Origin of the sequence: Burkholderia sp. Bmkn7 (genome assembly GCF_041103175.1) — a bacterium.
GTDB lineage: Bacteria > Pseudomonadota > Gammaproteobacteria > Burkholderiales > Burkholderiaceae > Burkholderia > Burkholderia cepacia.
In genome coordinates, this window is sequence record NZ_JBGCUH010000002.1 from 620,537 (window position 1) to 646,223 (window position 25,687).

General features: G+C 63.4%; 23 protein-coding genes. 10 read left to right on the forward strand and 13 right to left on the reverse strand.

Features of this window, described 5'->3' with window-relative positions:
* Window positions 1-80: 80 nt before the first annotated feature.
* The 5 genes from AB3K92_RS08680 to AB3K92_RS08700 form a co-directional block, all read right to left on the reverse strand.
* A complete protein-coding gene (locus tag AB3K92_RS08680) occupies window positions 81-593 on the reverse strand; it encodes a hypothetical protein (protein WP_133295788.1) in 513 nt (170 codons plus the stop codon).
* Between the two features lie 293 nt (window positions 594-886).
* Window positions 887-1,318: a hypothetical protein gene (locus AB3K92_RS08685; RefSeq protein WP_226193510.1), complete on the reverse strand. Its 432-nt coding sequence runs from the start codon at window positions 1,316-1,318 to the stop codon at window positions 887-889.
* Between the two features lie 4 nt (window positions 1,319-1,322).
* A complete protein-coding gene (locus tag AB3K92_RS08690) occupies window positions 1,323-2,072 on the reverse strand; it encodes a hypothetical protein (protein WP_060218458.1) in 750 nt (249 codons plus the stop codon).
* A complete protein-coding gene (locus AB3K92_RS08695; protein WP_060218531.1) occupies window positions 2,069-2,632 on the reverse strand; it encodes a PAAR domain-containing protein in 564 nt (187 codons plus the stop codon). Before AB3K92_RS08695 ends, AB3K92_RS08690 begins: the two co-directional genes overlap by 4 nt.
* A 78-nt stretch (window positions 2,633-2,710) precedes the next feature.
* Window positions 2,711-2,938 (reverse strand): hypothetical protein, encoded by a 228-nt coding sequence (locus AB3K92_RS08700; protein WP_369464829.1) that lies wholly within the window; start codon window positions 2,936-2,938, stop codon window positions 2,711-2,713.
* 289 nt (window positions 2,939-3,227) lie between these two features.
* Here AB3K92_RS08700 and AB3K92_RS08705 point away from each other — a divergent pair, with 289 nt between their 5' ends.
* A complete protein-coding gene (locus AB3K92_RS08705; RefSeq protein WP_369464830.1) occupies window positions 3,228-4,115 on the forward strand; it encodes an NAD(P)H-binding protein in 888 nt (295 codons plus the stop codon).
* Between the two features lie 32 nt (window positions 4,116-4,147).
* On the opposite strand, the gene AB3K92_RS08710 is transcribed toward AB3K92_RS08705, so the two are convergent.
* Entirely contained in the window at window positions 4,148-5,350 is a 1,203-nt protein-coding gene (locus tag AB3K92_RS08710; protein WP_124627110.1) for a benzoate/H(+) symporter BenE family transporter, read from the reverse strand.
* Window positions 5,351-5,590: 240 nt separating this feature from the next.
* Complete coding sequence (locus AB3K92_RS08715; protein ID WP_226204985.1) at window positions 5,591-6,616, reverse strand: fatty acid desaturase; 1,026 nt, start codon at window positions 6,614-6,616, stop codon at window positions 5,591-5,593.
* A 299-nt stretch (window positions 6,617-6,915) separates the two neighbouring features.
* Here AB3K92_RS08715 and AB3K92_RS08720 point away from each other — a divergent pair, with 299 nt between their 5' ends.
* Entirely contained in the window at window positions 6,916-7,740 is an 825-nt protein-coding gene (locus tag AB3K92_RS08720; protein ID WP_369464832.1) for a phosphate/phosphite/phosphonate ABC transporter substrate-binding protein, read from the forward strand.
* A gap of 138 nt (window positions 7,741-7,878) precedes the next feature.
* Here the strand turns inward: AB3K92_RS08720 and dbpA are convergent, their stop codons facing one another.
* Complete coding sequence (gene dbpA, locus AB3K92_RS08725) at window positions 7,879-9,276, reverse strand: ATP-dependent RNA helicase DbpA (RefSeq protein ID WP_048021368.1); 1,398 nt, start codon at window positions 9,274-9,276, stop codon at window positions 7,879-7,881.
* Window positions 9,273-9,470 (reverse strand): hypothetical protein, encoded by a 198-nt coding sequence (locus AB3K92_RS08730; RefSeq protein ID WP_021157994.1) that lies wholly within the window; start codon window positions 9,468-9,470, stop codon window positions 9,273-9,275. Before AB3K92_RS08730 ends, dbpA begins: the two co-directional genes overlap by 4 nt.
* 822 nt (window positions 9,471-10,292) lie before the next feature.
* On the opposite strand from AB3K92_RS08730, the gene AB3K92_RS08735 reads away from it, so the two are divergent.
* From AB3K92_RS08735 to AB3K92_RS08755, 5 genes are all read left to right on the forward strand, one after another.
* The gene (locus AB3K92_RS08735) at window positions 10,293-12,395 is read left to right on the forward strand and encodes a type VI secretion system Vgr family protein (RefSeq protein WP_369464833.1); all 2,103 of its coding nucleotides are present in this window, start codon (window positions 10,293-10,295) and stop codon (window positions 12,393-12,395) included.
* Window positions 12,396-12,409: 14 nt separating this feature from the next.
* Window positions 12,410-15,094, forward strand: coding sequence for an SH3 domain-containing protein (locus AB3K92_RS08740; protein ID WP_226281697.1), 2,685 nt, complete (start codon window positions 12,410-12,412; stop codon window positions 15,092-15,094).
* Between the two features lie 1,040 nt (window positions 15,095-16,134).
* Window positions 16,135-16,794 carry a hypothetical protein gene (locus tag AB3K92_RS08745; RefSeq protein WP_224051545.1) on the forward strand — a complete coding sequence of 220 codons (660 nt, stop codon included), beginning with the start codon at window positions 16,135-16,137 and terminating at the stop codon, window positions 16,792-16,794.
* A 22-nt stretch (window positions 16,795-16,816) separates the two neighbouring features.
* Complete coding sequence (locus tag AB3K92_RS08750) at window positions 16,817-17,074, forward strand: PAAR domain-containing protein (protein WP_124469657.1); 258 nt, start codon at window positions 16,817-16,819, stop codon at window positions 17,072-17,074.
* 223 nt (window positions 17,075-17,297) lie between these two features.
* Complete coding sequence (locus tag AB3K92_RS08755) at window positions 17,298-17,558, forward strand: hypothetical protein (RefSeq protein WP_124469656.1); 261 nt, start codon at window positions 17,298-17,300, stop codon at window positions 17,556-17,558.
* Between the two features lie 31 nt (window positions 17,559-17,589).
* Here AB3K92_RS08755 and mqo read toward each other — a convergent pair whose 3' ends face one another.
* The 3 genes from mqo to AB3K92_RS08770 all read right to left on the reverse strand — a co-directional run bounded on the left by mqo (window position 17,590) and on the right by AB3K92_RS08770 (window position 20,615).
* Window positions 17,590-19,251, reverse strand: coding sequence for a malate dehydrogenase (quinone) (gene mqo, locus AB3K92_RS08760; protein WP_369464834.1), 1,662 nt, complete (start codon window positions 19,249-19,251; stop codon window positions 17,590-17,592).
* 522 nt (window positions 19,252-19,773) lie between these two features.
* Window positions 19,774-20,061, reverse strand: a complete 288-nt coding sequence (locus AB3K92_RS08765; protein ID WP_059498326.1) for a hypothetical protein — start codon at window positions 20,059-20,061, stop codon at window positions 19,774-19,776.
* A gap of 65 nt (window positions 20,062-20,126) precedes the next feature.
* Window positions 20,127-20,615 carry an Lrp/AsnC family transcriptional regulator gene (locus AB3K92_RS08770; protein WP_059489442.1) on the reverse strand — a complete coding sequence of 163 codons (489 nt, stop codon included), beginning with the start codon at window positions 20,613-20,615 and terminating at the stop codon, window positions 20,127-20,129.
* A gap of 115 nt (window positions 20,616-20,730) precedes the next feature.
* Here AB3K92_RS08770 and AB3K92_RS08775 point away from each other — a divergent pair, with 115 nt between their 5' ends.
* Window positions 20,731-21,768, forward strand: a complete 1,038-nt coding sequence (locus AB3K92_RS08775; RefSeq protein WP_369464835.1) for a histone deacetylase family protein — start codon at window positions 20,731-20,733, stop codon at window positions 21,766-21,768.
* Between the two features lie 69 nt (window positions 21,769-21,837).
* The gene (locus AB3K92_RS08780; RefSeq protein WP_369464836.1) at window positions 21,838-22,980 is read left to right on the forward strand and encodes a branched-chain amino acid ABC transporter substrate-binding protein; all 1,143 of its coding nucleotides are present in this window, start codon (window positions 21,838-21,840) and stop codon (window positions 22,978-22,980) included.
* An 80-nt stretch (window positions 22,981-23,060) separates the two neighbouring features.
* On the opposite strand, the gene AB3K92_RS08785 is transcribed toward AB3K92_RS08780, so the two are convergent.
* On the reverse strand, window positions 23,061-23,930 hold the full coding sequence (locus AB3K92_RS08785; protein ID WP_021160618.1) for a mechanosensitive ion channel family protein: 870 nt from the start codon (window positions 23,928-23,930) through the stop codon (window positions 23,061-23,063).
* A 339-nt stretch (window positions 23,931-24,269) separates the two neighbouring features.
* Here AB3K92_RS08785 and AB3K92_RS08790 point away from each other — a divergent pair, with 339 nt between their 5' ends.
* Window positions 24,270-25,634 (forward strand): M23 family metallopeptidase, encoded by a 1,365-nt coding sequence (locus AB3K92_RS08790; protein WP_369464837.1) that lies wholly within the window; start codon window positions 24,270-24,272, stop codon window positions 25,632-25,634.
* The last annotated feature ends 53 nt before the right edge of the window (window positions 25,635-25,687 follow it).

Here is a 25,687-nt window from a genome sequence, read left to right on the forward strand (position 1 = left end):
GGGCAGTAATGGGGTTGGTGAAAGGTAGCGCCAGTGGACGCCACCCCCAACCTAAACAGCGGCGATGGCGGTTTTATGGCCTAGTGATATAGGAACAAGAGCGGACTTCCAAGGCAGGCTTTTACTTCATTGACTGGCACGCACTGTGGACCTACTCCTTCAGAATATTTGCTTGTCAATCGTGCGAAGCAGGATGCGTTGGCGATGGCTTGCTTGTAGATTTTTGAGTTCCTGGTGGTCGATAAATTCAATTCCTCTGTCAGCCCGAATCCTCTTTGAAAATCGTAATTGATAGTTCTCTGTACGTCGACGGCGAATAGATATTTATCCCAACATTTCTTGTATTCTGATGTTGCGTAAGGGGAGTCGCTGTGAAGTGATAATTTGTGGCGAAGATTGATATCTCCGACTATAAAAAAATACTCGGGCCTCGGGAGCCATGCTATTGCGTCACCGTAGCCATGGAGGTAAGCCTTTTGAAGATCTCCATTTAGGAATGCCTTTCGACCTCTCTCCTCGGCTTCCCTGGCATTTTTAATGCTCTCCTTTTTATTTATATTTTCTCGATATCCTTCGACTGTTCTTCTGAACATGGTCCACTCGGTTGCGGGGCTGCTGTTTAAATCAGATGATGCGAATGAACAACCGGAGAACCCGATGAACGCAACGAGAAAGCAAGCGGTGAAAAGGGGGCGGCTACGCACTATCTTGTTCTCCGAGGTTGACCTTTGACGATGAGGGTGCCTACGCTGTTTCCGTCTGGACCGCGGTGGCGAACAAGCGTTTCGTGAGTCTCGGACGATGGAGATTAGGTTGCGCGCGTGCCGCTGTGGTCGCTCTGACTTCAGGCTGACAAATCACCTCATCCATTTCGCTTGGTGTCATGTCAGGAGCGGTGCCAAAATAGGTGGCCTATCGTAGCGATTGCGCGTTGGATGTAGCCGTCCGCCATGGTAAGCAACAGCCATCCTGCGCTCAGGACGAGCAATTCGTCCAATAGCCGTAGCGAAGGAAAGACGCCGCTATCCGGAACGAGGGCGGGGGTGGTCAAGCGCAACGTCACCAACCACGCAAGCGCGGCCAGCGAGCTTATCCGTACCACGGGGCAATAACCCCACCATCGTGTGAGTTGGCCGATCACCAGAAACGAGACGCCCCACAAGAAGGGGTAGACGCCGTTATCAAACAGCATTCGCCGGGTGTCGACGTATTCGTCGCCGTTAGTCGTGTGGGATAGGTCGAGCAAGCCATAGAAGACCAGGGCAACGGCTACGGCCAGCGACGCTACCGCGAGTGAGCGCAGGATTCCTCGGACCATCGCACTAACCTTCCTCACTCGACAAGGCTTCCAACTCACGCTCGGAGAGCTGGCCCTTCTGCCGGGTTGTCTTCAATACCTGGCCGTTCCGATAGATCAGGCGCAGCCCATGTCTATAGTCCTGCTCGTTAAGTTTCTCGCCGCCTCCCTTGATGTTGGGGGTGGCCTTGTCGGCGTGGCCAATCACGGTGGACGTCGATTTTCCGGCGGCAAAAAGGCGTTGCGAAAAATCGGCGGCGATATTGTCACCGTCGGAGGCGGCATCCGCCGTCTTGCAGCCATGCAGTTCGATCTTGGCGTTGGTGATAAACGTTGAAAATGAGATTTCGCGGATGAGTGCCGATCCGGCCGTCCATCCGGCGGCGTTGAAAACCATCCGCCCCACCGAGCGATAAAGGCTGGAGTTATGAAGTACGTAGCGTAGCGTCGGGCTGGTGTCGGGGCTGGCCGTTGTCAAGTACAGGGCCTGCGGTCCGCCGTGCGTGAAAATGTCTAGCGAGGCGATGCTGTCGTCCTCTTGGGCGTTGACATGAAACACGATGTCCTTCGCGACGGCGATGTTCTTCTGGATGATCTCGTAGTTACCTTTATCGCGTGCTTTGTAATCCTTGATGACGTTGAGTGCCGCGAACTGAAAGGCCGAGTTATCTCCCGTTGTGGCCGCGCCACCCCACAATACAAGGCGGATTTTGCGCCGATAGGGCAGTTGCGCGACGGAGCCTTGCTGACGATTGGTCTGCGCCTTCCCGGTCATCGGCTGTCCTCCTGCTTCCGGGTTGCCTCCTCTCCGAACCATACGATCAACGTTTCCAGATGATGGGTCGCAATGCGCTTGCATAGCCCTTGAGCATCTGTGTGCCCCATGTAGACCGAACCATCCGGTGCCTCGATGTAGTAGGCCAGATGAGGGATAGGGCGGCCCGTTTTCGGGTCGATGGCGCGCACCTGCTCGTCGGGGCTACTGTTGGTCAGCCGCTCGGGGCCGAACCGGGGCAGCCATGTGCCGCTACTGGACAGATAGAACGTTGTCGCGACTGGCTTACCACTCGCATTACGCAGGCCGTGCACGTCGTTGAGGGAGGACTGTAGTGGACACCCACCACTGGTGCGCTGCCCATGATGCGGCACCGTGCAACCGTTAGGCAGCACAAAATCAGGGTGCCCTTCGGCAATGACGCATCGTTTGGGGCACGCCATCGAAGCACCGCGATATGCCAGCGACCTGCCGTGGCTCTCATAAGCCGCGTCGCCTGTGGATACGGGGGCGCCGCAGGCGGCCTGGTCGCCTTGACGTATCCATCCGAGAATCTTCATGTTCGCAACTCCTTGGCCCATGGCCTTGCGGGATGCCTTGCCTGAAAGGGTGGCGATGCTACCTAGCGCACCGCCACATCAAGTGGCCGCATCCATACCCACGTGACGCGGGCTTCGTCTTTCGAACGTCCCAAGCCGACGGACGGCAGCTTGTCCGGTGAACTGGTTGATGTGATGAAGATCCAGACGCTCGACTTCAATACACACGGCGGCGGTCAAAGTGCGCTTCTCGGCGTCGTAAGTCATTTCGAATTTTCGATGGCCGCCACCGCTCACCGGTTTGGGTTTGCCGGTGCTCAACAGCATCGGCTTTCCACGGTCGAATAGTGGTCTTTTGAATCACTAAGCGTCTATGAGACGAGTCCGAAAATTGGTAACGCCAATGTCGCTCATCGGCATCCCGTCGAACGTGAGCGACAGGTACTTCCGGTTGGGGGACGCTTTCGTCCGGTAGGAGCTGAACGCTTCTGAAATCAGAAAAAATCGTCAGATGTTGAATCGTTCATCCATTTCTGTCCGATTCATCTGTCTGTGTCCGACACGCTGACCGCGCAACCCGACAATCACCCCACCTTCATCCCCCCAGGAGCGGATCGTGTTCGTGATCTTCGGAGCATCAGGCAACGTCGGCCAGTCGACCGTGACGACCTTGCGCAACGCCGGCCATCCCGTGCGCGCGGTGTTGCGCGACGCACGCCATCGTGAGCGTTTCGCGCAGCTTGGCTGCGATGTCGTGATCGCCGAGCTGACGGACGCAAACGCGATAGCTGCGGCAATCGACGGCGCACAGGCCGTACAGATACTGTGCCCGGTGCCGGTCGCCGACCCCGATCCGGCGGCGACGATGATGCGTACGATCGACGTGGCCACCGCCGCGCTCGCCGCCAACCCGCCGCCTGCGCTGCTCGCCCTGTCGGATTACGGCGCGGAGCGCGAAGGCAACACGGGCATCACGCGTCTGTTCCATTACCTCGAGGAACGGCTGAGAACGATCCCGACGCAATTGACGCTGCTACGTTCGGCCGAGCATCTGCAGAACTGGGCGCGCGTGCTGCCGCTCGCGCTCGGCACCGGCGTGCTGCCGAGCTTCCACCATCCTGTCGGCAAGGTGTTCCCGACGGTCTGGGCGCCCGATGTGGGCGTCGTCGCGGCGCGGTTGCTGCTCGATGCGCCCGAGGGCGGCAACGGGCCGCGCATCGTCAGCGTCGAAGGGCCGCAGCGGGTGAGCGTGACGGCGATTGCGGATACGCTCGGCGCGGTGGCCGGCCGTGCCATCGTCGCGCATGAACTGCCGCGCGACACCTGGACCGCGACGTTGCTGCGCGCGGGCCTCAGCGAACGCCATGCGCAGTTGATCGTCGATCTCTACGACGTGCACAACGCCGGGCAGATCGACGTCGAGGAGGGCGTGTCGGAGCGACTTTACGGGGCGACGGCGCCGGCCGATGCACTCGTGCAGCTATTGCACCAGCACGCGCGCTGAACGACGCGGTGGCGAGCGTCGCGCGTGGCGCTTCACACTTGTCGCCGCACCTTGTTCAGTACCGCATACGAAAACGACCCGATCACGATCCCCCAGAACGCGGACCCGAGCCCGAGCCACGTCATGCCCGACGCCGTCGCGAGGAACGTGATCACCGACGCCTCGCGGTGATTCTCGTCCTCGAAGATCCCGTGCACGTTCGCGCCGATCGCGCCGATCAACGCAAGCCCCGCGAGGATCGCGACGAACGCCTTCGGCAGCGCGAAGAACACCGTGACGATCGTGCCCGCGAAGAGCCCGCCGACCAGGTAGAACGCGCCGTTCGCGAGCCCGGCGACGTAGCGCCGGCCCGCATCCTCGTGCGCGTCCTTGCCGGTGCACAGCGCGGCCGTGATCGCCGCGACGACGATCGTGATCCCGCCGAAGCACGCGACCACGAGCGACATCACGCTGGTCGCCGTGATGATCGGGCGCGCGGGCGTGTGATAGCCGGACACGCGCAGGATCGTCATGCCCGGCAGGAACTGGCCGGTGAGGCTGACGACGACGAGCGGCAGCGCGAGGCTGAGCGTCGTGCCGAGCGTCCATTCGGGCGCGATGAAGATCGGGTGCGCGATGCTCGGCGACACATTGCCGAGATGCGTCATCCCGAGCGCCGTCGCGAGCGCGGCGCCCGTCAGCAGCACGAGCACGATGCTGTAGCGCGGCAGCAGGCGCTTGAAGATCACGTAGGCCGCGATCATCCCGAACGCGAGCGCGGGCTGCTCCGATGCGGCGGCGAACGCGTGCGTGCCGAACGGCAGCAGGATGCCGGCCATCATCCCGCATGCGATGCCGCGCGGAATGTGACGCACGAGCCGGTCGAAATAGCCGGTCACGCCGATCAGCAGGATGATCAGCGCGGCCGTGATGTAGGCGCCGACGGCCTGGTTGAGCGTCAGTTGCGGAAACAGGCCGACGAGCAGCGCGGTGCCGGGTGCCGACCATGCGGTGACGACCGGCACCTTCAGCTTCCAGCTCGCGAACAGGCCCGAGATGCCCGCGCCGATCGAGATCGCCCAGACCCACGACGACACCATTTCATTGGACACGTGCGCGGCCTGCGACGCCTGGAAGAAAATCGCGAGCGGGCCCGCGTAGGAAATCAGGACCGCGAGAAAGCCCGCGGTGATCGCGGAAACGGACCAGTCGTTGCCGATCGCGCGGATTGCGCCGGGCGGGGAGTTCGGTTGCATCGTCGTCGGGGAATGCGGCGCGCGGCCGCGAGGCAGAGCCGGGGCGAATGATTGTTGGAAGCCCCGGATGAGCCGTCATTCTGGGCATTGGCGGCGCAATTGGCAATGCGCGGGCGCGAGCAGCATCGTCGGCATTTCGTAAGGGAAAGGCGGCGAGGCGGACGAATCGGCGGCCGTACGGCCTGACGCCCGCGTCGCTGAATCGGGCTGCTTCACGAAGAAGTGCGGCGCCGACGCACGTCACGTACTGATCTGCAGCACCTCGTCGACCACCGCCACCTTCACCCCGCTCCCCGTCGACAGCGACGCCGTGCCCTGGTCGAACGGATGCACGGGCGTATCGGTCGGCGTCCACGCATGGCGCGCGAGCAACGCGCGATACCCGCCGCGGATCACGAAGCCGCCGCATTTCTTCGCATACGCGTCGCGCCGCATCCGGTACGCGCGCGGCAGGTCGTACCACGGCAGCTTCGGCAGGTCGTGATGAACGAGGTGGTAGTTGTTGTTCAGGTACAGCAGCCGCATCGCGAAGCCGGCTTCGTTGATCGTGATGCGTGCCTTCGGGTGCCGCGCGGCGCGGTGCTCGTACAGCGAGCGGATCATCGCGAGCGACAGCGCGGGCCACGTGACGGCCAGCAGGTAGTACCACCACGGCACGCCGATCTCGCGTTGCAGCCATGCGAGCAGCACGACCACGCAGGCTACGTGCATGATCCACATCGGCAGATGGCGGAAGTCGCCGCGCCGGAACCTGGCGACCGCATCGGCGGCCGTCGCGGCGATGGCGAGCGGCGGCCCCACGACGATTCGTCCGATGAAAGTCTTGCGCGCGACCGTCAGCGCGCGACGCCAGCGCGGCAGCCGCGCCCAGCGTTCGCGCGTCACGTAATTCGTTTCGGGATCGACGCCCGGCACGGTCAGGTCTTCGTCGCGGTGATGGTTGAGGTGCGTGTCGCGATACAGCGTGTACGGATACCAGACCGTCAGCGGCGGATAGCCGAGCAGCTTGTTCACGAACGCGGAACGCGTCGGATGGCCGTGCAGCAGTTCGTGCTGCAGCGACAAGTGCCATGCGCCGAGCAGGATCAGCGGCGGCGTCGCGGCCGCGAGCGACAGGTGTCGTTCGCGCACGAGCAGCAGCACGGCGAGCCAGCCGCCATAGATCGCGGCGACCAGCAGCCAGGTCGGCCATTCGGTGCGAGCGGTGAAGCGGGCGTGGAGCGCGGCGATCGCACGCGCGTGGTCGACGTCGAAGTATTCGGCCATGGCGTTGAGGCAGGATTGAACGGGCAGTGCGGGGAACGAGCGGTTGAACCGGTGCGCTCGGCCCGGTGCGCAGGTGTCTCGCGGATCAGGGTCGGCCTGTCCGGTATCGCGACGATGGCGATGCTCGGGCAGGCATCACGACGGTACCGGGATCCCTTGGCATGGCCAACCAATCGATTCGCATTTGCTTATCGTCGCGCGGCCGATAAGCTTCGGGCGCGTGGCATGACGGTCGTGCCCCCGTTCCGGCGCGATGAACCGGGTTCCACTGTGCCGCCGTCGCTGCGTAGAATGGCCGCATGAGCCAATGGATCGCCGCCCTGCCGATGTACAACGTGACGCCGCGCCATGCCGTGCTGTGGCGCGCGCTGCTGCGCGACGCGCTCGTCGCGTTTGCGAACGCGGGCGGGCCCGCCGATGTCGCGCTGCCCGACGAACCGTTCGGCGACCTGCACGCGCTGTGGCGGCGCGGTGACCTGCTGCTGTCGCAGACCTGCGGTTACCCGTACCGTATGCTGGGCTTGCGTGATGAGGTGCGATTGATCGCGACACCGCGTTTCGATGCGGACGGCTGCGACGGTGCGCAATACCGCAGCATGCTGGTCGTGTCGGCACGCGCACATGCCGGCGGCGCGACGACGCTTGCTGCCTGCCGGGGGCTGCGGGCCGCATTCAACGGTGACGACTCTCACAGCGGGATGAACGCGCTCCGGCATGCGGTTGCGCCGCATGCGCACGACGGACGCTTCTTCGGCTCGGTTGCCGCGCTCGGCTCGCACCTTAACGTATTGCGTGCGCTGGCTGCGGAAGAAGCGGATTGCGCGGCGATCGACTGCGTAACATTCGCGTATGTGGGCGACGCGCTGCCCGGGTTGCTCAAGGACATCCGGGTCATCGGCATGACTGCCGCCGCGCCGGGATTGCCGTTCATCGCATCGCGGGCGCTGGAAGACACACGGATCGCCGCATTGCAGGACGCACTCGACATCGCGGTCGTGGCCGATGACGAACGGGCGCGCGTGCTGCGGCTGAAGGGATTCGAGCGGCTGTTGCCGAACGACTACGACACGATCGAGCGATTCGCGCAGGAGGCCGCCGCGCACGGGTATCCCGCACTGGCGTGAACGATGTGAGCGGCATGAGCAGCATGAGCGTTGTGAGCACCGCTGCGCCGCGCTCAGCCGGATCGACGCGCAACGAGAGGCGTCAGTATCCGACGATGCCGGGCGCGCGCCGCGCAAGTCGCACGGCGCGCGCAGGCATTACTCTTCGTCCATCAACCGGACCTTGACCCGCTTGCCCTTGATTTTCCCCGCATTGAGCTTGCGCAGCGCGTCGCGCGCGACGCCGCGCTCGATCGCGACATAGGTCGAGAACTCGGTCACGTTGATCTTGCCGATCTGCTTGCCGTCGAACCCGGCGTCGCCGGTCAGCGCGCCGAGCACGTCGCCCGGGCGGATCTTGTCCTTGCGTCCGCCGAGGATCTGCAGCGTTTCCATCGGCGGCGTCAGCACGCCGTCGTCGGCCGGCTTCAGTTCCGCGAGCGGATGCCATTCGACGTCACGCTTCTGCGCCTGCTCGATCGCACCGACGCGGCCCATCTCGTCCATGCTCGCGAGGCTCAGCGCCCAACCGTCCTGATCCGCGCGGCCCGTCCGGCCGATGCGGTGCACGTGCACTTCGGGATCGGGCGTCACGTCGACGTTGATCACGGCTTCGAGCTGCGCGATGTCGAGCCCGCGCGCGGCGACGTCGGTTGCCACCAGCACCGAGCAGCTGCGGTTCGCGAACTGGATCAGCACCTGGTCGCGTTCGCGCTGGTCGAGCTCGCCGTGCAGCGCGAGCGCGTGGAAGCCCTGCGCGTGCAGCACGTCGAGCAGGTCGCGGCACTGCTGCTTCGTGTTGCAGAACGCGATCGTGCTCACCGGCCGGTAATGGTTCAGCAACTGGCCGACCGCATGCAGACGCTCGTTCTCCGTCACTTCGTAGAAACGCTGGCGGATCTTGCTGTTGTCGTGACGCTCCTCGAGCTTCACTTCCTTCGGATTGCGCAGGAATTGCTGGCTCAGCTTGACGATGCCGTCCGGATAGGTCGCGGAGAACAGCAGCGTCTGGCGCGTGGTCGGGCACATCCGCGCGACCTTCGCGATGTCGTCGAAGAAGCCCATGTCGAGCATCCGGTCGGCTTCGTCGAGCACCAGCGTGTTCAGCGCGTCGAGCTTCAGGTTGCCGCGATCGAGGTGATCCATGATGCGGCCCGGCGTGCCGACGACGATGTGCGCACCGTGCTCGAGACTCTGCGCCTGCGGGCGCATCGGCGTGCCGCCGCAGAGCGTCAGCACCTTCACGTTCTCCTCGGCGCGTGCGAGGCGGCGCACTTCCTGCGCGACCTGGTCGGCGAGTTCGCGCGTCGGGCACAGGATCATCGCCTGCACGTCGAAGCGGCGCGCGTCGAGGCGGGCCAGCAGCGCGAGCGAGAACGCGGCGGTCTTGCCGCTGCCCGTCTTCGCCTGCGCGATCAGGTCCTGGCCGGCCAGCGCGATCGGCAGGCTCGCGGCCTGGATCGGCGTCATGTCGACATAACCGAGCTGGGCGAGGTTGGCGAGCGTGGCCGGCGTCAGCGGCAGCGCGCTGAAGGGCGTGGCGGTCGGCTGGGTCATTCGAGGTCTCCGAGGTAAGGCTTGCCTTCCATCTGTTCGTAGGCGACGTTGCCTTCATCGTCCTCGAAGCGCTCGAGGTAGTTGCGGGCGCCGCACAGCGGGCAGCGGAACAGCAGCCCCTGGCCTTCGTCCTTGATGACGACGTCGGACTGTTCCCACTGCGTGCCGCAGCTCTGGTTTCGGCAGGTAAACACGGATTTTTCTCCAGCTGAATTCGGTTGGGCGCCCCGGCATGTCGGGTAAGGGCGCCGGTATTGCGCGGTCGTGGCGCGCGGCGTCCGCGCGAAAGGGCGGGGCGCGGTGCAGCCGTTCGCGTGATGGTTCGTCGGGATGGTGATGGATCGGGGCGCGATCACAGGACAGGAACGCGCGTGGCGCAATTCTAGCGGATACGTGGTGGCGCAGGCTGTTTCGCGACGGCGTGCGGCGTTACCACGTGTCGAACCTGCGTTCCGGCGCAGCGCGAGTTGTGTAGGCCGGCGAGCGCGTTGGCGCATCGAGAACAGCATGCACTGGGTGCCGGCATTGGCTTTCGGCGGAGACCGATGCCGGATTCGCATTGACCACGCGGTACGAAATTGGCGATCGTGCGGCGCTTCTGCCCGAATCCGTTCAGATACTTGTCTCGCCACCGTTCTTTGTCTGTGACCTTTCATTCGACTGGCCGTGGTTTAGTTTCGAATGCAACCGTTTTCGAATTTGTCCCATAGACGCGAGTGTGGCAATAGATAACTATCGCTGCCGGACGTCCAGCATGAGCTGTCATACACCATCGACTCTCCTGAGAGACTGCGTTGCATCACTGATGCGAGTCACCGGGGCGCTTCTGTTTTCCAATGTCGCTGACCAGGACAGTTGTGCAGCCTGTCAAGGTAGGAAGTTCATGGATGTCCATCTGCGACGGCCGACTCGGCGAAAGTTCCGCGCTGGCCTGTGCGTTTGCCATTCATTCGCCACCATCTATCGGGCGACGCAAGACGCGATAGGTTTGTTGTGGCAGAGAGCTCACGATGCCCATGCAATCCGACCTGTGCTTCACCCAGTCTGACCTGCGCTTTACCTTCACCGGTGGCATCGAATCGTTCGAGGTCGTCGAGTTCACCCTGCACGAGGGCCTGTCCGAGACCTTCCTGTTGCAGGTGGAATTGGCCAGCACGAATCCCGCCATCGACTTTGGCGAGGTGCTTGACCGCAACGGCCTGCTCACGATTTGGCAGGGTGGGCAGCCGGTGCGCTACGTGCATGGTGCCGTTTCGTCGTTTGTTCAGGGAGAGACGGGATTTCGACGCACCCGCTATTCCGCCGTGGTCGAGCCGCGCCTGGCGCGCCTGAAGCTGTCCTCCGACTGGCGCATCTTCCAGACCCTGAGCGTGCCCGAGATCGCTACGGCCGTGCTCAAGGCACACAATCAGACGCTGGACTACGAGCAGCGCGTCACCGCCGAGCACTTGGCGCGCGAGTATTGCGTGCAGGCCGGCGACACCGACTACGACTTCATCGAACGTATTTTGCGCGAGGAGGGCTTCTTCTACGCCTTCCAGCACAAGGCTGATGGCCACCGCCTGATCCACTGCGACCGCCTGTTTATCTACGGTCGGCAGCAGGGCGAACCGGTGCTGTACAACCCGACGCCCGGTGGTGATCAGCCCGCGCCGTGCCTGCGCAAGTTTGCCTACACCGAGAACGTACGTACCGCGCGCCAGGTGCAGCGCGACTACACCTTCAAGAGCCCACGCTTTCCGCACGAGTACCCGCGCGAGGGCACAGACCTCGATCATCAGGGCCGCGGCTACGCGCGCTACGACTATCCGGGCCGCTACAAGCACGAGGGCAGTGGCAAGGCGTTTACGCAGGATCGCTTGCGCGGCCATCGCCGCGACGCATGCATTGCGCGGGTGAACGGTGATGATGCGCGCCTGCAACCGGGAGTCGCTTTCGATCTCACCGGCCACCCGCGTGAGGACATGAACCGCGGCTGGCGTCCGGTCAGCATCGTCCATCACGGCGTGCAATACACCAGCCAGGCGGAGGAGGGTGCTGACACGCAGCAAGGCACGCACTACCGCTACGAAGCGGTGCTGGTGCCGGACGATGCCGAGTGGCGCGCCGAGCCGCTGCCGCGCCCGTGTATCGACGGTCCGCAGCCGGCGACCGTGGTGGGTCCGGAAGGCGAAGAGATCTACACCGACGCGTACGGCCGGGTGAAGGTGCAGTTCCCGTGGGATCGCGAGGGCAAGTACGACGAGCACAGCTCGTGCTGGATTCAGGTCGCGCAGAACTGGGCCGGTGCGACGTGGGGCCACATGGCGATCCCGCGCATCGGGCAGGAAGTGATCGTGGTCAACCTGGATGGCGATCCGGACCAGCCTCTCATCATCGGGCGGGCATACAACCGGCGGCAGTTGCCGCCGTACGAACTACCGCGACACAAGACGCGGATGACGATCAAGAGCCAGACGCACAAGGGCGAGGGCTACAACGAACTGCGCTTCGAGGACGAGAAGGATCAAGAGGAAATCTACGTCCACGCGCAGAAGGACCAGAACATCCACGTCAATCACGACGAAACCACCTTCGTGGGCAACGACCGCAGCGAGCAGGTCGAGCACGACGAAACCATTGCCATCGGCAATGACCGCAAAGAGACCGTGGGGCGCGATGAGCAGGTCACCATCGGCCAGGACCGACGCCACGACATCGGGCAGGACGACTTCCTGACCATCGGCCGAAACCACACCATCCACACAGCCAAGGACCGCACGGAGGAAGTCGGCAACCATCGTCGCGACAAGACCGCAGCCAATCACACGGTCGATATCGGTGGGCATCTGAAACAGCGCGTGGCAGGCCATGCTGAGCTGGAGGCGGGACAGGCTATCCGGTATCGCACCAAGGTCGTCGAGTTGCAAGCTGGTGAGGTCATCCGCCTGCGCGGCCCCGGCGGCACGATTACGCTGGACGATTGCGGCGTGGAGATCGAAGCCGTCGCCATCCGCGTGAAGGGCCCAATGGTCCAGGATCGTAAGGGTGCAGGGAATGTGCTCTCACTATCTGGCGACTCGGTATTCGGTGATTCGCCGGATGACGCTTTCTACCTGACCTTCTCGGGCGATGCCTAAGCACACGGACATTTATGGCTAACTACAAATACCCCTTCAAGGACAAGGCCGGAAAGGACGTGGTCGACGCCGATGTTTACTACAGCGCGCTCGGTATGGCCAGCGGTGGTTATTACGTGTTCGGACCATCGGGCGTACATAGTGGCATTCACTATGAGTCGGCGATGGCCAACCTGCTGTCCCTCGACGAGGGCATTGGCGCCATGACCAAAGGCGAAGTGGTCGCCTATCGGATCAATCGCGAATACCCCACCTCCGCCGGGGCGGCCAATGTGCCGACGACCGCCGAATCCACCTCGGCCGCCTTTAGTACCGGGTTTGTCCTGACTCGGCACACGTTGGAATACCCGACCGGCAATAAGCTCACGTACTTCTGCTTGGCAATGCACTTGCGCTCGTTTGGCGATTACGAACGCATGGGGAGTGTGGTCAAGCGTCCCGCGTACTGGCCGGCCAAGATCTGTCGTGTCAAGGAAACCGCCAAAGAAAAACAAACTGTACCGAAAGGGGCCACCGATCAGCCAGTCATCGGGCTGAGCGTGCGCGCGAAACCTTCGTTTGCCAAAGACTCCCCCGTCCTTGGTTACCTGCCACACGGTGCTCGCTTCACGGTGCTCCAGCGCGATAAACAGTGGGTCAAGATCAAGCGCGTGATCGAGAAAGCGATCGTGCCGCCATCGACTGCGCAGACGGAGGTGCCAGCCGCCGCGCATAACGGATGGGTCTCGACGAGCTGGCTGGAAGCACTAGGCCAGGCGCCGGAGGACTTTGATGTCGTGGTTACGCCAGTGAGCCCGCCGGCGGTCAAAGCTGGCGAACTGTTGGGCCACATGGGTGAGTATCGGCGAGTACAGGATCCGCAGCAGAGCCGCAAGCTGATGCATCACGAGATCATCGTCGGCCCGGAACTGCGCGCATTTCTGGAAAAGAGTCGTGCTGCTGCGGCAAAGGCCACGCCTCAGCAGAAAACGCTGCTGCGGGTGGCGCCAGATGCTCAATTGCATAACCCGGTACTCGCGCCGCCGCAGGCCGGCTTGCTGCCGGTGAATACCATTGTCGCCTTGGACGGTACGCCGCCTGACGATGCCCTGTACGTCAAAGTCAAGCCAACGGGGGGTATGCAGTGGATCGACCGCAAAGCCAAGTTGCCGACTGGTGCCAAGGAGGCCAATCTGTTCCGTCTCAACGATGGGGCCGTGTACACGGCGGCGGATATCGTCCGCGTGCCTCGGCAGGGGACGGTCGGTCAACCTGGAGCCACGCGCTTCCGCGGGGTTTTCGTCGGGGCTGCCAGCCAAACACCGGTCTGGATCACCAAAGATGCATACACTGCGCTGGTCAGTGTCCAAGGAGGCAAGTTGTTGACAGCGGACTTGGCGCAAGGGTGGGAAAGTTTTCCGCTGACGTTCGCAGCCAACGGCCCCAAGAATGGTGCGCAGCCGCAGCACATGTCGCGGCTCATGTTGCAGCAATCGAGACCGGACAAACAAATCCCCACGGAGCTGCCCAAGGTGTTTGCCCTGGATGAAGCGGGTAACGCATGGTGGCAGGTGCAACTGAAAACCGGTGGCACCACCGCCATCGGCTGGGTAGGCGAAGTGGGCCATGCAGGCGTTTCCCGGCACTCGCCGAATGAGTGGGTGGACTTCAAACTGATTGAGTCCAAGCCAACCACGGCCGCCTACGGCAGCTATTTTGCCGACTTCAAGCAGATGGAGGAGTTTCAGCGCGGCCGATTGGGATTGAAGGACGCCGACCTCGACGTGCCGCTGCGCGAAGTGCGAGCGCTGCTCGATGCCAATCACGACGGCCAGCTCACCTTGGCCGAAGTGAAGGCGGCGCAGCGCGATCGTGACACCATCCGCCAACTGTCGCGTGTGATCCTGCGCTATCCGAGTGAATGGAAGGCAGACAAGAAGGCATGGGATGCCTACGATGAGTTGATCCCCCCGTCATCGAGGGCAGCTTGGGAGGCGGAGAAAGCGCGTATCGCGCAATTGGTGTGGTGGGATGCGGTGGCCGGAGAAGTTTCTGGTTTTTCGTCGGAAGCTTTTGTGTTTCACCTGAGTCCTTTGGGTTTCTTGGCTAATTTTTTACTCCCTCAGCCGGTAATTAAAGCTGGCCAATTAACGTTTGATGCAGAAGGTAACGACATCAAAGATTCGCAATATTTTAGTCGTGTCATACATTGGCCCGGTAATGCCTTGTCCGGTGTAACTCTTGGCAGAGGCTATGACATGGGTAATCGCGATGAGCATGAGATATTCGATCACTTGACCTCATCAGACATGTCGGGTGAGCAGGCAAAGAAAATATCCTTGGCGGCAAAACTGAAGGGATCGGCGGCTCGGGATTTTGTTTCTTCGAATAAAAATGATGTTGGTGAGATATCTTGGGAGCAGCAAATTAGATTGTTCAATTTAATCTATCCGGACTATGTAAGCAGGGCGATCGCAAATTACAATCACTGGACGTCTGGCTTCCCTGATAAGGTGGCTTGGGGGCAATTGCATCCCGTTATAAGGGATGTGTTGGTTGACTTTGTTTATCAAGGTTTTACCAAAGGATCCAAACCAATGGAGGCGGGAATGAGGAACGACATTGATGAGTTGATTCGATACATCGAGAATACCCCGGGCATCAGTCAGTACGAGCCAGGAAGGCATCGGGCCGAATATTTACGGAAAAATCGGCGATGATCATGAATGACAGTGGGCGCGGCGCTATCATTAGGACGTGCATGCTTTACTTCCTGTCGATCGGAGCGGTAGAGGCAGCGGAGCCAAATTGCGTACGCGCAGAAAGTAGCCAAGAGATATTCGAATGTTCCAGGGGCGCAAGAGAAGGAGCGGTACGGGCGGTGACATTGTCGTATAAGAACCTTCTTAATCGAATCCAGATGCAGTATGTCAACGACGCTGCCCTGGGTGTCGACTTTTCGAAGCTAGTGGCTAGCTCGCACAAATATTGGGTGATACACACGGAAAAAGACTGCCGCATTGAGGCGTTCGACATTGAACCTGGCACGCAGGCATACGAGACAACAGTGAATCATTGTGTAGCGCGGAAATCTGTGGAGCGCACAACCTATCTCGACTCTTTGGTTCGTTAAATCGAGGCAAGACTAACTGTGAATCGACGGACTCAGGATTCTCTATTCACCCTGCAGGATGCGCGTGGATGTGGTGCCTTCCTTGTGGCTCTGTATAGACCGTGTCTGGGAAACGGTCACCTTGGCAAGCCGGCTTAGGGCGCCGGAGGCCGCTCTCTCGTGGACAAGTAAGTTTCTCGCAAGGGGGATCGAGCCGCGAGCGCGTTGCGTTCGCGCAGCAGGAGTTTTATGCGCGGACGGGGGGCGGGCGAGGCGGTGCGGCACTGATTCGTGGTTGAGGGCGGTGAAACGCCGAGGATCGAGATCTTTCGGAGTTTCGCGTTTTGGGGAGCGGCGCAGAGGCAATCGCCAGTGGAGACGAAATTTGCGACGAAGTGACCGGGGCAGTCTGGCTCCCGGTCGCGGATAGGACCAACGCATCCCACGGCCTTGTGCTGATACGTGGTGTGCCATGTGTTCAACGTGCGCAGCGCACCGCCACCTTCGGAAGCACTGAATGGGGGAGAGCCGACGCGCTGCACGAGGTGAGGCGACGCGATTATCCACTCTATCGAACGACCGGAAACACAACATCACACCCCAACGGTCTCGAAGCTGCCGATCAAATATTTTCTGGAGTGCGCTTGCATGAACAACCCCGGCCTCGAAATGGCGATCAACGGAGTCAATGACCTACCTAACGTGGTTATCTACACCAAGTGGCACCAGGTCGCCCCGCTGTCGGCGCTTTTTTCTCCCCTGTTCGTCGTGGCGATGCTCGCGCTATTCCCATCGCTCACCGAAGTATCTCTTCTTGCCATCGCTGCGCTGATAGTCGTCTGTATCGCCACTCCGTTGATCCTGGCCCACGTGGTGTACCCGCCTGCCAAAGACGTGGTGCACATCACACCCGATTCATTGGTCTTCAAGCGCTATGGAACAGTCCCCTTTGACAGTATCACCGCGTATACCTTGGACGGACTGATCCGACTCACGCGCCGGGAGCAGCCAACGCTCACCTTGCTCGGTAACCGCAAGACACCCGGCTACAAGGACTTCCAGGCGGCGCTTGGCCCAGCCATGGCGACGTGGCGGTCGCACCACCCGACGGTGCCGATCAAGCAGAGCCATTTCCAGGGCACGTGGCTAGCAAAGGTGCTCGGTGCGCTGATCGTGGTCAGTTGCGTCGGTCTCACCATCACCGTCGTGACTATGAAGCTCGCCCTGGCCTCGTTACCTGCCTTGGCGATCGGCATCTTCGGTGGTCTTCGCCTGCTCGCTAGTAAGCGCCAGGATATTCAAAAGTAGTACAAACCATAAGGAGCTTGATATGCGACCTGTCGTACTCGTCGGTCACCGACACAGCTGTCCCATCCACGGCGACGGAACCGTTGTCAGCGGCGCCGAGTCCGCTGCCATTAACGGCCGAGCAATCGCGCGCGTCGGCGATCGCATCAGTTGCGGTGCGGAGATTCAAACCGGTTCGCCCGGCACGGAGATCGAAGGCCAGCCGGTGGCGCGCGAAGGCGATACCACGAGCCATGGCGGCGCTCTGGTCGAGGGCGAAGCAGGATGGCAGGTGGAGTGACAGCGGCTGTTGAAATCAGTCGGAAGTTACCTGTTCGAAGGTCCCGATGGCGAGCAGGTACTCGTCTCGGAGTCAGGCAACATGAGTGGGAATGTCCCGGCGATCCGCCGTGTGCAAATCGATGACCTGCGCCAGGTTATACGCCACGAAGTCGTGCAGATCCACGACACGATCTCGCATACCATGCATTTCGTGGAAAGTGGCGTATTCGGATACCTGCAACTTGCGGCATCAACCGGGATTCCTGTCGCGTCATCTGGTGACGCTGCGAGACGGCACCTATCTCGACCTTCTGTTCGCTACCAGCCAGCAGTCTGTTTGGGACATCTGCGACGGCTGGCGGGGGCCGCCGCAGTGCGAAGCCTTCCTCGCACTGATCGAGCCTGAGTCGGTCACGTTCGCCAACGTCCTGGAGTCCTGCGGCAAGGACCATCATGCAGGAGGCGCGGCCCGCGCACGTAAAAACGGCCATCCTCGCGGATAGCCGTTCAAATCACGCGTTGCCGCTCAGCGCATCACAGCGCCATGTCGGCCGACGCCTTCGCGGGGCGTGCCGGGGCCGTGGCCGTCGCCTGCGACGGCGTCGCCATGTCGATCTTCGGCGGCGGCGCCAGTTGCAGCACGTCGCTCGTGTAGGTCCATTCCTCGACGACCTTCGCCGGGCTGTCGTTCAGTTTCGTGCCGTAGCTCGGCACGATCTGGCGGATCTTCTGCTGCCACTCGGGCGTCGCGACCTTGTCCTTGAACACCTTCTTCATCAGGTTCAGCATGATCGGCGCGGCCGTCGACGCACCCGGCGACGCGCCGAGCAGGCCCGCGATGCTGCCGTCCTGCGAGCTGACGATCTCGGTGCCGAGCTTCAGCACGCCACCCTTCACTGGGTCGCGCTTGATGATCTGCACGCGCTGGCCGGCCTGCCACAGGCGCCAGTCTTCCTTCTTCGCGTTCGGGAAGTATTCCTTCAGCGCGTTGAAACGGTCGTCGTCGGACAGCATCAGCTGGCCGGCGAGGTACTGGACCAGCGGGAATTCGTCGACGCCCACGCGCATCATCGGCGCGACGTTGTGCAGGTTGGTGCTCTTCGCCAGGTCGAAGTACGAACCGTTCTTCAGGAACTTCGTCGAGAACGTCGCGAACGGCCCGAACAGGATGATCTTCTTGCCGTCGATGATCCGCGTGTCGAGGTGCGGCACCGACATCGGCGGCGAGCCGACCGACGCCTTGCCGTACGCCTTCGCGAGATGCTGCTTCACGACCTCGGGGTTGTCCGTCACGAGGAACGAGCCGCCGACCGGGAACGCGCCGTAGTCCTTCGCCTCGGGGATGCCCGACGCCTGCAGCAGATGCAGCGCACCGCCGCCCGCGCCGATGAACACGAACTTCGCGTCGACCGACTGCGCCGGTTCATCCGAGTGCAGCTTGACCCACGTCACGTGCCACGTGCCGTCGGCATTGCGCGTGATCTCGCGCACTTCGCTCGACAGCGACAGCGTGAAGTTCGGCTGCGTCTTCAGGTAGCCGACGAACTGGCGCGTGATCTCGCCGAAGTTCACGTCGGTGCCGATCGGCGTCCACGTCGCCGCGACCTTCTGGTTGCGGTCGCGGCCTTCCATCATCAGCGGCACCCACTGCTTGATCTGGTCGTAGTCTTCCGAATACTGCATGCCGCGGAACAGTGGGCTGGCCTGCAGCGCCTCGTAGCGCTTCTTCAGGAAGCGGACGTTGTCGTCGCCCCACACGAAGCTCATGTGCGGCGTCGAGTTGATGAACGAGTGCGGGTTCTTCAGCACGCCCTGCTTGACCTGCCACGCCCAGAACTGGCGCGAGATCTGGAACGACTCGTTGATCTCGATGGCCTTCGAGATGTCGACCTTGCCGTCCGCCTTCTCCGGCGTGTAGTTGAGTTCGGCGAGCGCGGAGTGGCCGGTGCCGGCGTTGTTCCAGCCGTTCGAGCTTTCCAGCGCGACGCCGTCGAGGCGCTCGACCATCGTCATCGACCAGTCAGGTTGGAGCTCGTGCAGCCAGACGCCGAGCGTCGAGCTCATGATGCCGCCGCCCACCAGCAGGACGTCGACCTTCTTCGTATCGGCGGCATGCGCGGACGACGCGGCGACGCACAGCGCGAGCGCCGACAGTATTACCCGTAACGTTTTGATCACAGCAGATCCCTTTTTCAACTTGGATGCATCGGTTTGCCAAGCCGCCCGGCGCGCGTGTCGACCGCGGTGAAACGTCGATCCGGAGATCCGGATCGCGAATCCGGAATTCCGGATCGACACCGCGCCGCGTTGCATTTGCGCACGCGAAACCATCGGGAAGGACACCTTCGGATCGGCTTCCCGCGGGCAGGCAAGCGCCTGCGTCACAGTGGCGCACGACGCGCCCGGGCCCTTGCGGCAAGCCTGGGCGGAAGGCGCTTCAGGCTGCGTGGAAAGAGGCCGCGCGCGACGCGTTTTGCGGGGGGCGGGGTGGCAAGGGGCGCGTAATGTAACCGAACTCGTTTGCTGTGTCACAAACGAAAAATACCGTTGTTTTCGTGGGGTTTTTTGCGTGTCCGGGTTTCCGGAATGACGGTCGGCGGAACCGGGAAACGTGTGGATAACTGCGCGGGATCGCGACGGTTTTTCGGGAGCGTCTTGCTTGTGTCTCGTCGTGTCGCGGCAGCGTGCCGCGACACGATCGCGCGACGTCACGTCACTTTACCTGGCGGCAGCGTTCCGGCAGAACTGGTCGTACGCTTGCGTCGAATTCGCGAAACCCTTCTGCTTCGCGAGTTCCCACGGGCGCTCGCATCGTTGGGTCGTTTCGCACCACGAATAGCCGGCCGAGCCGATGCAGCCGTGCGCGTCGCGATCGCTGCCGACCATCGGCGGTGCGGGCGGTGCCGACGATTGGGCCGGCGGCGTGGATGGTGCGGCACAGGCGCTCAGGGCGAACGCGCAGGCCAGCGTGGCGGCCAGCGACAGGGAAGGGACGAAACGCTTCATGGGTGGTGCTCCATGGGATGAGTATTCGGATAATCGGCTGACGGCCCCTGCGTTCGCCGCGTCGTTCAGGCGCCCGGCACCGGCACGCGCGACGAGAACTTCACTTCGCGCAACGCGAGGCTCGACTGGATCGACGAAACCCCGGCCTGCTTGCGCAGTACGCGCTCGACGAATTCGGCGTACGCATCGAGATCGGCCGCGACGACCTGCAGGATGTAGTCGGCCGCGCCGGTGATCTTGTGGCACGACGTCACTTCGTCGTGCCGTCGCATCACCTCCTCGAAGTGATCGGAATCCTGGTCGGAATGCATGTTGAACGTCACCTGCACGAACGCGAACACGTTCATGCCGAGCGCGCGCCGGTCGAGATTCGCCTGGTAGCCGGTGATGACGCCTTCGTCCTCGAGCCGCTTGCGGCGGCGCCAGCAGGGCGTGACGCTCAGCGACAGCTTCTCGCCGAGCGTCGCGTTCGACAGCGCGCCGTCGTCCTGCAGCAGGCGGAGCATGGCGCGGTCCACGCCATCCAGTTCAACCGAAGCGCGAATTTTGCTCATTTCCGGGATTCCGTAGGCGGTTTTCTCAAAATTGTATGAAAGGCGCGCGTCGAAAGCAAAGTTATTGCCGCTGGTGGTCAATAAACTGTTGCCACCCTCACCGCAACAGTCAACCATGCTCACGGTCTACAGCAGCGATCACCAGTTGCATCGCGGCGTCGAACTGAAGGACGGCGCGATCACCGATTCGTTCGAAAACCCCCTTCGCGCCGAGACGGTGCTCGCGCAGGTGCGTGCCGCAGGACTGGGCGACGTCATCGCGCCGAAACCGTTCGACCGCGCGCACTACGCGGCCGCGCACAGCGCGCGCTACGTCGATTTCCTCGCCGGCGCGTGGGACGAGTGGGCCGCGACGGGCCGCACCTGCCAGGCGCTGCCGCTCGTGTGGCCGGTGCGCGCGATGCCGGCCGCCGCGACGCCGCCCACGTTCATCGACGGCAAGCTCGGCTTCTACGCGATGGACGCCGGCGCACCGATCAACGCCGGCACGTGGGACGCCGTGAGCGCGAGCGCGAACTCGGCGCTCACCGGCGCCGACCTGCTGTCGAGCGGCGCGGCGCGCGCGGCGTTCGCGCTGTGCCGCCCGCCCGGCCATCACGCGGGCCGCGAGTACATGGGCGGTTATTGCTACCTGAACAACGCGGCGATCGCCGCGCAGCACTGCATCGCGCAGGGCGCCGCGCGCGTCGCGGTGCTCGACGTCGATTTCCATCACGGCAACGGCACGCAGGACATCTTCTACGACCGTGCGGACGTGCTGTTCGCGTCGATCCACGGCGAGGCGCCGGTGTCGTACCCGTACTTCTCCGGCTACGCGGAGGAGCGTGGCATCGGCGCGGGCGAAGGCTTCAACCTGAACCTGCCGCTGCCGAAGGGCACGCTGTGGGACACCTATTCGGCGGCGCTCGACCAGGCGGCAACCGCGATCGCCGCGCATGCGCCCGACGCGCTCGTCGTCTCGCTCGGCGTCGATACCTTCGAGCACGACCCGATCAGCCATTTCCGGCTGCGCTCGCCCGACTACCTGCGCATCGGCGCGGCGCTCGCGCGCCTGAACCTGCCGACGCTGTTCGTGATGGAAGGCGGCTACATGGTCGACGAGATCGGCATCAACGCGGTGAACGTATTGCTGGGATTCGAAGGGCGCGCGTGAGCGTGCGGGATGACTTCGACGAACGACGGATCTGAACACGAACGAAGCGCGACAAGGACGGAGACAACCATGAATCGACATCACAAGACGGTACTCGCCAGCGCGGCCGCACTGACGTGCGCGCTGTCCGTATTGCCCGCGCACGCGGACGAGATCGTGCGCATCGGCCACGTCGCGCCGCTGACCGGCGCGATCGCGCATCTCGGCAAGGACAGCGAGAACGGCGCGCGCCTCGCGGTCGAGGAAATCAATGCGAAGGGGCTCGTGATCGGCGGCAAGAAGGTCACGCTGCAGCTCGACGCGCAGGACGACGCGGGCGATCCGCGCACCGCGACGCAGGTCGCGCAGCGGCTCGTCGACGACAAGGTGATCGGTGTCGTCGGCCATCACAACTCGGGCACGTCGATTCCGGCGTCGCGCGTCTATCGCGACGGCGGCGTCGTGCAGATCTCGCAGGCCGCGACCAATCCGACGTACACGCAGCAGGGCTTCAAGACGACCTATCGCGTCGTCGCGACCGACGCGCAGCAGGGGCCCGCGCTCGCGATGTATGCGGCGAAGAACATGGGCATCAGGACGGTGGCCGTGGTCGACGATGCGACCGCGTACGGGCAGGGCCTCGCGACCGAGTTCGAGAAGGCCGCGAAGGCGGCCGGCATGAAGGTCGTGTCGCGCGACGCGACCAACGACAAGGCGATCGACTTCCGCGCGATCCTCACGAAGATCAAGGGCACGAACCCGGACGCGATCATGTACGGCGGAATGGACGCGACGGGCGGCCCGCTCGCGAAGCAGGCACGCCAGCTCGGCATGCGCGCGAAGATCCTCGCCGGCGACGGCGTGTGCTCGACCGACCTGCCGAAGCTTGCGGGCCCGGCCTCCGACAACGTCGTGTGCTCCGAAGCCGGGATCGCGCTCGAGAAGATGCCCGGCGGCGCGGCGTTCGCGAAACGCTACGAGGCGCGTTACCACCAGCCGATGCAGGTGTATGCGCCGTTCTCGTACGACGCCGTCCACATCATCGTCGACGCGATGAAACGCGCGAACTCCACCGATCCGGCGAAGGTGCTGGCCGCGATGCCGGCCACCGACTATCGCGGCGTGATCGGCGAAACGAGCTTCACGCCGCAGGGCGACCTGAAGCACGGCGCGATCTCGGTGTTCACGTACAAGAGCGGCAAGAAGGCGCTGCTCGATATCGTGAAGATGTGACGCGGCGGTGATGTTGCGTTGATGTCGCGCCTGATGTCGCGGGGGCCGCGAAGCGGGACAGGCTTCGCGGCCCTCGCCGTTTACAGCGCGCGCACTCGCGTGCTGTCGGCGCGGCGCTCCGCGTCGTGCACGATGTGCAGCTCGCGTGCGCGGATCGGCAGCACGCAATCCGCATCGGCAAGCGTCTTGCGCACCTGGCGCGCGAGGCGCCAGCGCATCGCCCAGAACTTGTCGGTGTGCGTCCACACGCGCATGTTCGCGACCGCCGTGCTGTCGTCGAACCGCATCACCATCACGTCCGGTTCCGGCTCGCGGAGCACGTCGGGATCGGCGAGCGCCAGCTTGCGCAGCGCATCGAGCGCACGGTCGATGTCGTCGTGTACCGATACTTCCACTTCGAGATCGAGGCGGCGTGTCGGATTGCGCGTGTAGTTGCGAATCGAGCTGCCCCACAGCGCGCTGTTCGGCACGTATTCGCAGATGCCGTCCGGTTTCGTCAGCCGCGTCATGAAGAGCCCGACCTCGTCGACGGTGCCCGCGACACCCGTGCCGCCGTCGATATAGTCGCCGACCTTGAACGGCCGCAGCAGCAGGAGCATGATGCCGGCCGCGATGTTCTGCATCGTGCCTTGCAGCGCGAGCCCGATCGCGAGGCCTGCGGCGCCGAGCACCGCGACGATGCTCGCGGTCTCGATGCCGAGCTGCGACAGCGCGCCGACGATCGCGACGATGCGGATGCCCCACACGGCGACGTCGCAGAGGATCGGCCGCAGCGTGTCGTCGACGCGCTCCTTGTTCGAGAGTAGACGGTTCAGCCAGTTGCCGATGCGTTTCGACAGCCACCAGCCGACGACGAGCAACGCCAGGCCGGCGGACAGCTTGAGGGAGAGGGTGGACAACGCGTTCCACAGGAACGTCCAGCGTTCCGGATGTAGTTGGTCGAGAAACATGAAGGGATTCCGGGTTGGGGAGCAGTGTGCGATGCGACGCGAGCGTGCCGTGGTCGGGCACGCTCGCGTTCACGCGCCGGCAGCGTTCGACTGTCCCTGCGGCACGATGGTTCGCCCGCATGGGTGGGGTCGAATGCCGCACAGCCGTGCCGCCGGCGCGCGACATCGCGATTTCGATTTAGTACGAAACGGCTTTTCCTGTAAATAAGACGTGTCCTATTCAGCTGTTTTGATCGCGCCGATACACTCGTCTTCACGTTGCCGGGTCGCGACGATCGTTCCTCCGCGATACCCGGTTCTTTCCCGATTTTTCATTGACAGACAGCGAGTGACGACGTCATGCGGTTAGACCTGCGTTTCCGTCTCGCACGCGAACAAGGTCTACCCGCGCTCCGCGGCGCTTGCGGTTTCCCGATGCGCCGCGCGCTGCTGCGCGGTGTCGTCGCGGCCGCCTGTGTGGCGGGTGCACCGGGCGCGCCGGCGCATGTGTCCAACGACACCGCGCCGTTCCCGTCCGTGACGGCCGACCTTGTCGACGTGCCCTTTTTCAATGCCGCGCGAACGACGTGGGGCGGCTTGCACGCGTCGTCGGCAGCGCCGCTCGACGTGGCCTATGCGGCGCCTGCGTTGACCGTGCCGAGCGAGCATGAACGCGACGGCGCCGTTGCGCGCTTCGGTGCCTGTGTGGCCTACCGCGTACTGTGCGACGCGGCGCGCGGTGCGGTCGAGCGCGCGTACGCGTCGAGGTTCGATTACGGTCTTGCATCGGCGTTGCCCGCGATGGGTGAACGGGCCGCGTACGAACGGCGTCCCGTCGATCTCGCCGCCGCTGAACCGTTCGTGCTCGAAGAGGCCGAGCGCGGTGCGCGTAGCGGCGCGATCGTCGGCAACCTGCGGGCGTCGCTGGCGCGCGCCGATCTGCCGGCCGGCGTTGCCGCGCAGGTCATCCGCTTGGTCGCCGGGCGCATCGACCTGAAACAGCACGGCGCACTCGGCGACACCTTCCGCGTCGCATATGAACCCGACGACAGCGCGATGCAGCCGGGCGGCACGCGCGTGACGGCACTCGAACTCCGCTTCCGCGGCCAGTACGTCGCGGGCGTGTGGTTTGCGCCCGCTGACGGCGCGTCGGGGGGCTATTACGACTTCGACGGCGTGCCGCTCGCCGGTTCGCGGTTTGCGATGCCGGTCAACGCCACGCGGATCAGCTCGCATTTCGGGGCGCGCGTGCATCCGGTGACCGGCGTGCGTCATGTGCATTCCGGCGTCGATCTCGCGGCACCGGCCGGGCGCGCGGTTCATGCGTCGGAACGTGGGGTCGTGACGTTCATCGGCACCGAGCCGCGCGGCTATGGCAAGTACGTGGTGATTCGCCATGACGGCGGCTATGCGTCGTACTACGCGCATCTGTCGGCGTTCGAGCCGACACTGCGAACCGGCATGCGGGTCGCGCGCGGCGAGCGTGTTGGCGCGGTCGGCAGCACCGGGACGGCCACGGGGCCGCATCTGCATTTCGAGGTGCGCAGGCATGACCGTCTCGTCGACCCGGTCGCGCTCGTACAGGCGGGCGACGCGGCGAAGCTGACGGGCGAGCGGCGCGTGGCGTTCAACCAGGTGGCGCTCGATGCGCGCACGCAGCTCGCGTCTGCCGCCTGGCTGCAGCCAGTTGCGATGACGACGCTTTCCCCGTCGCACGATGGTTGACCCCGCGGACGTGCAACGTAGGAACTGGATAGTTCGGTTAGCTTACGAATCGC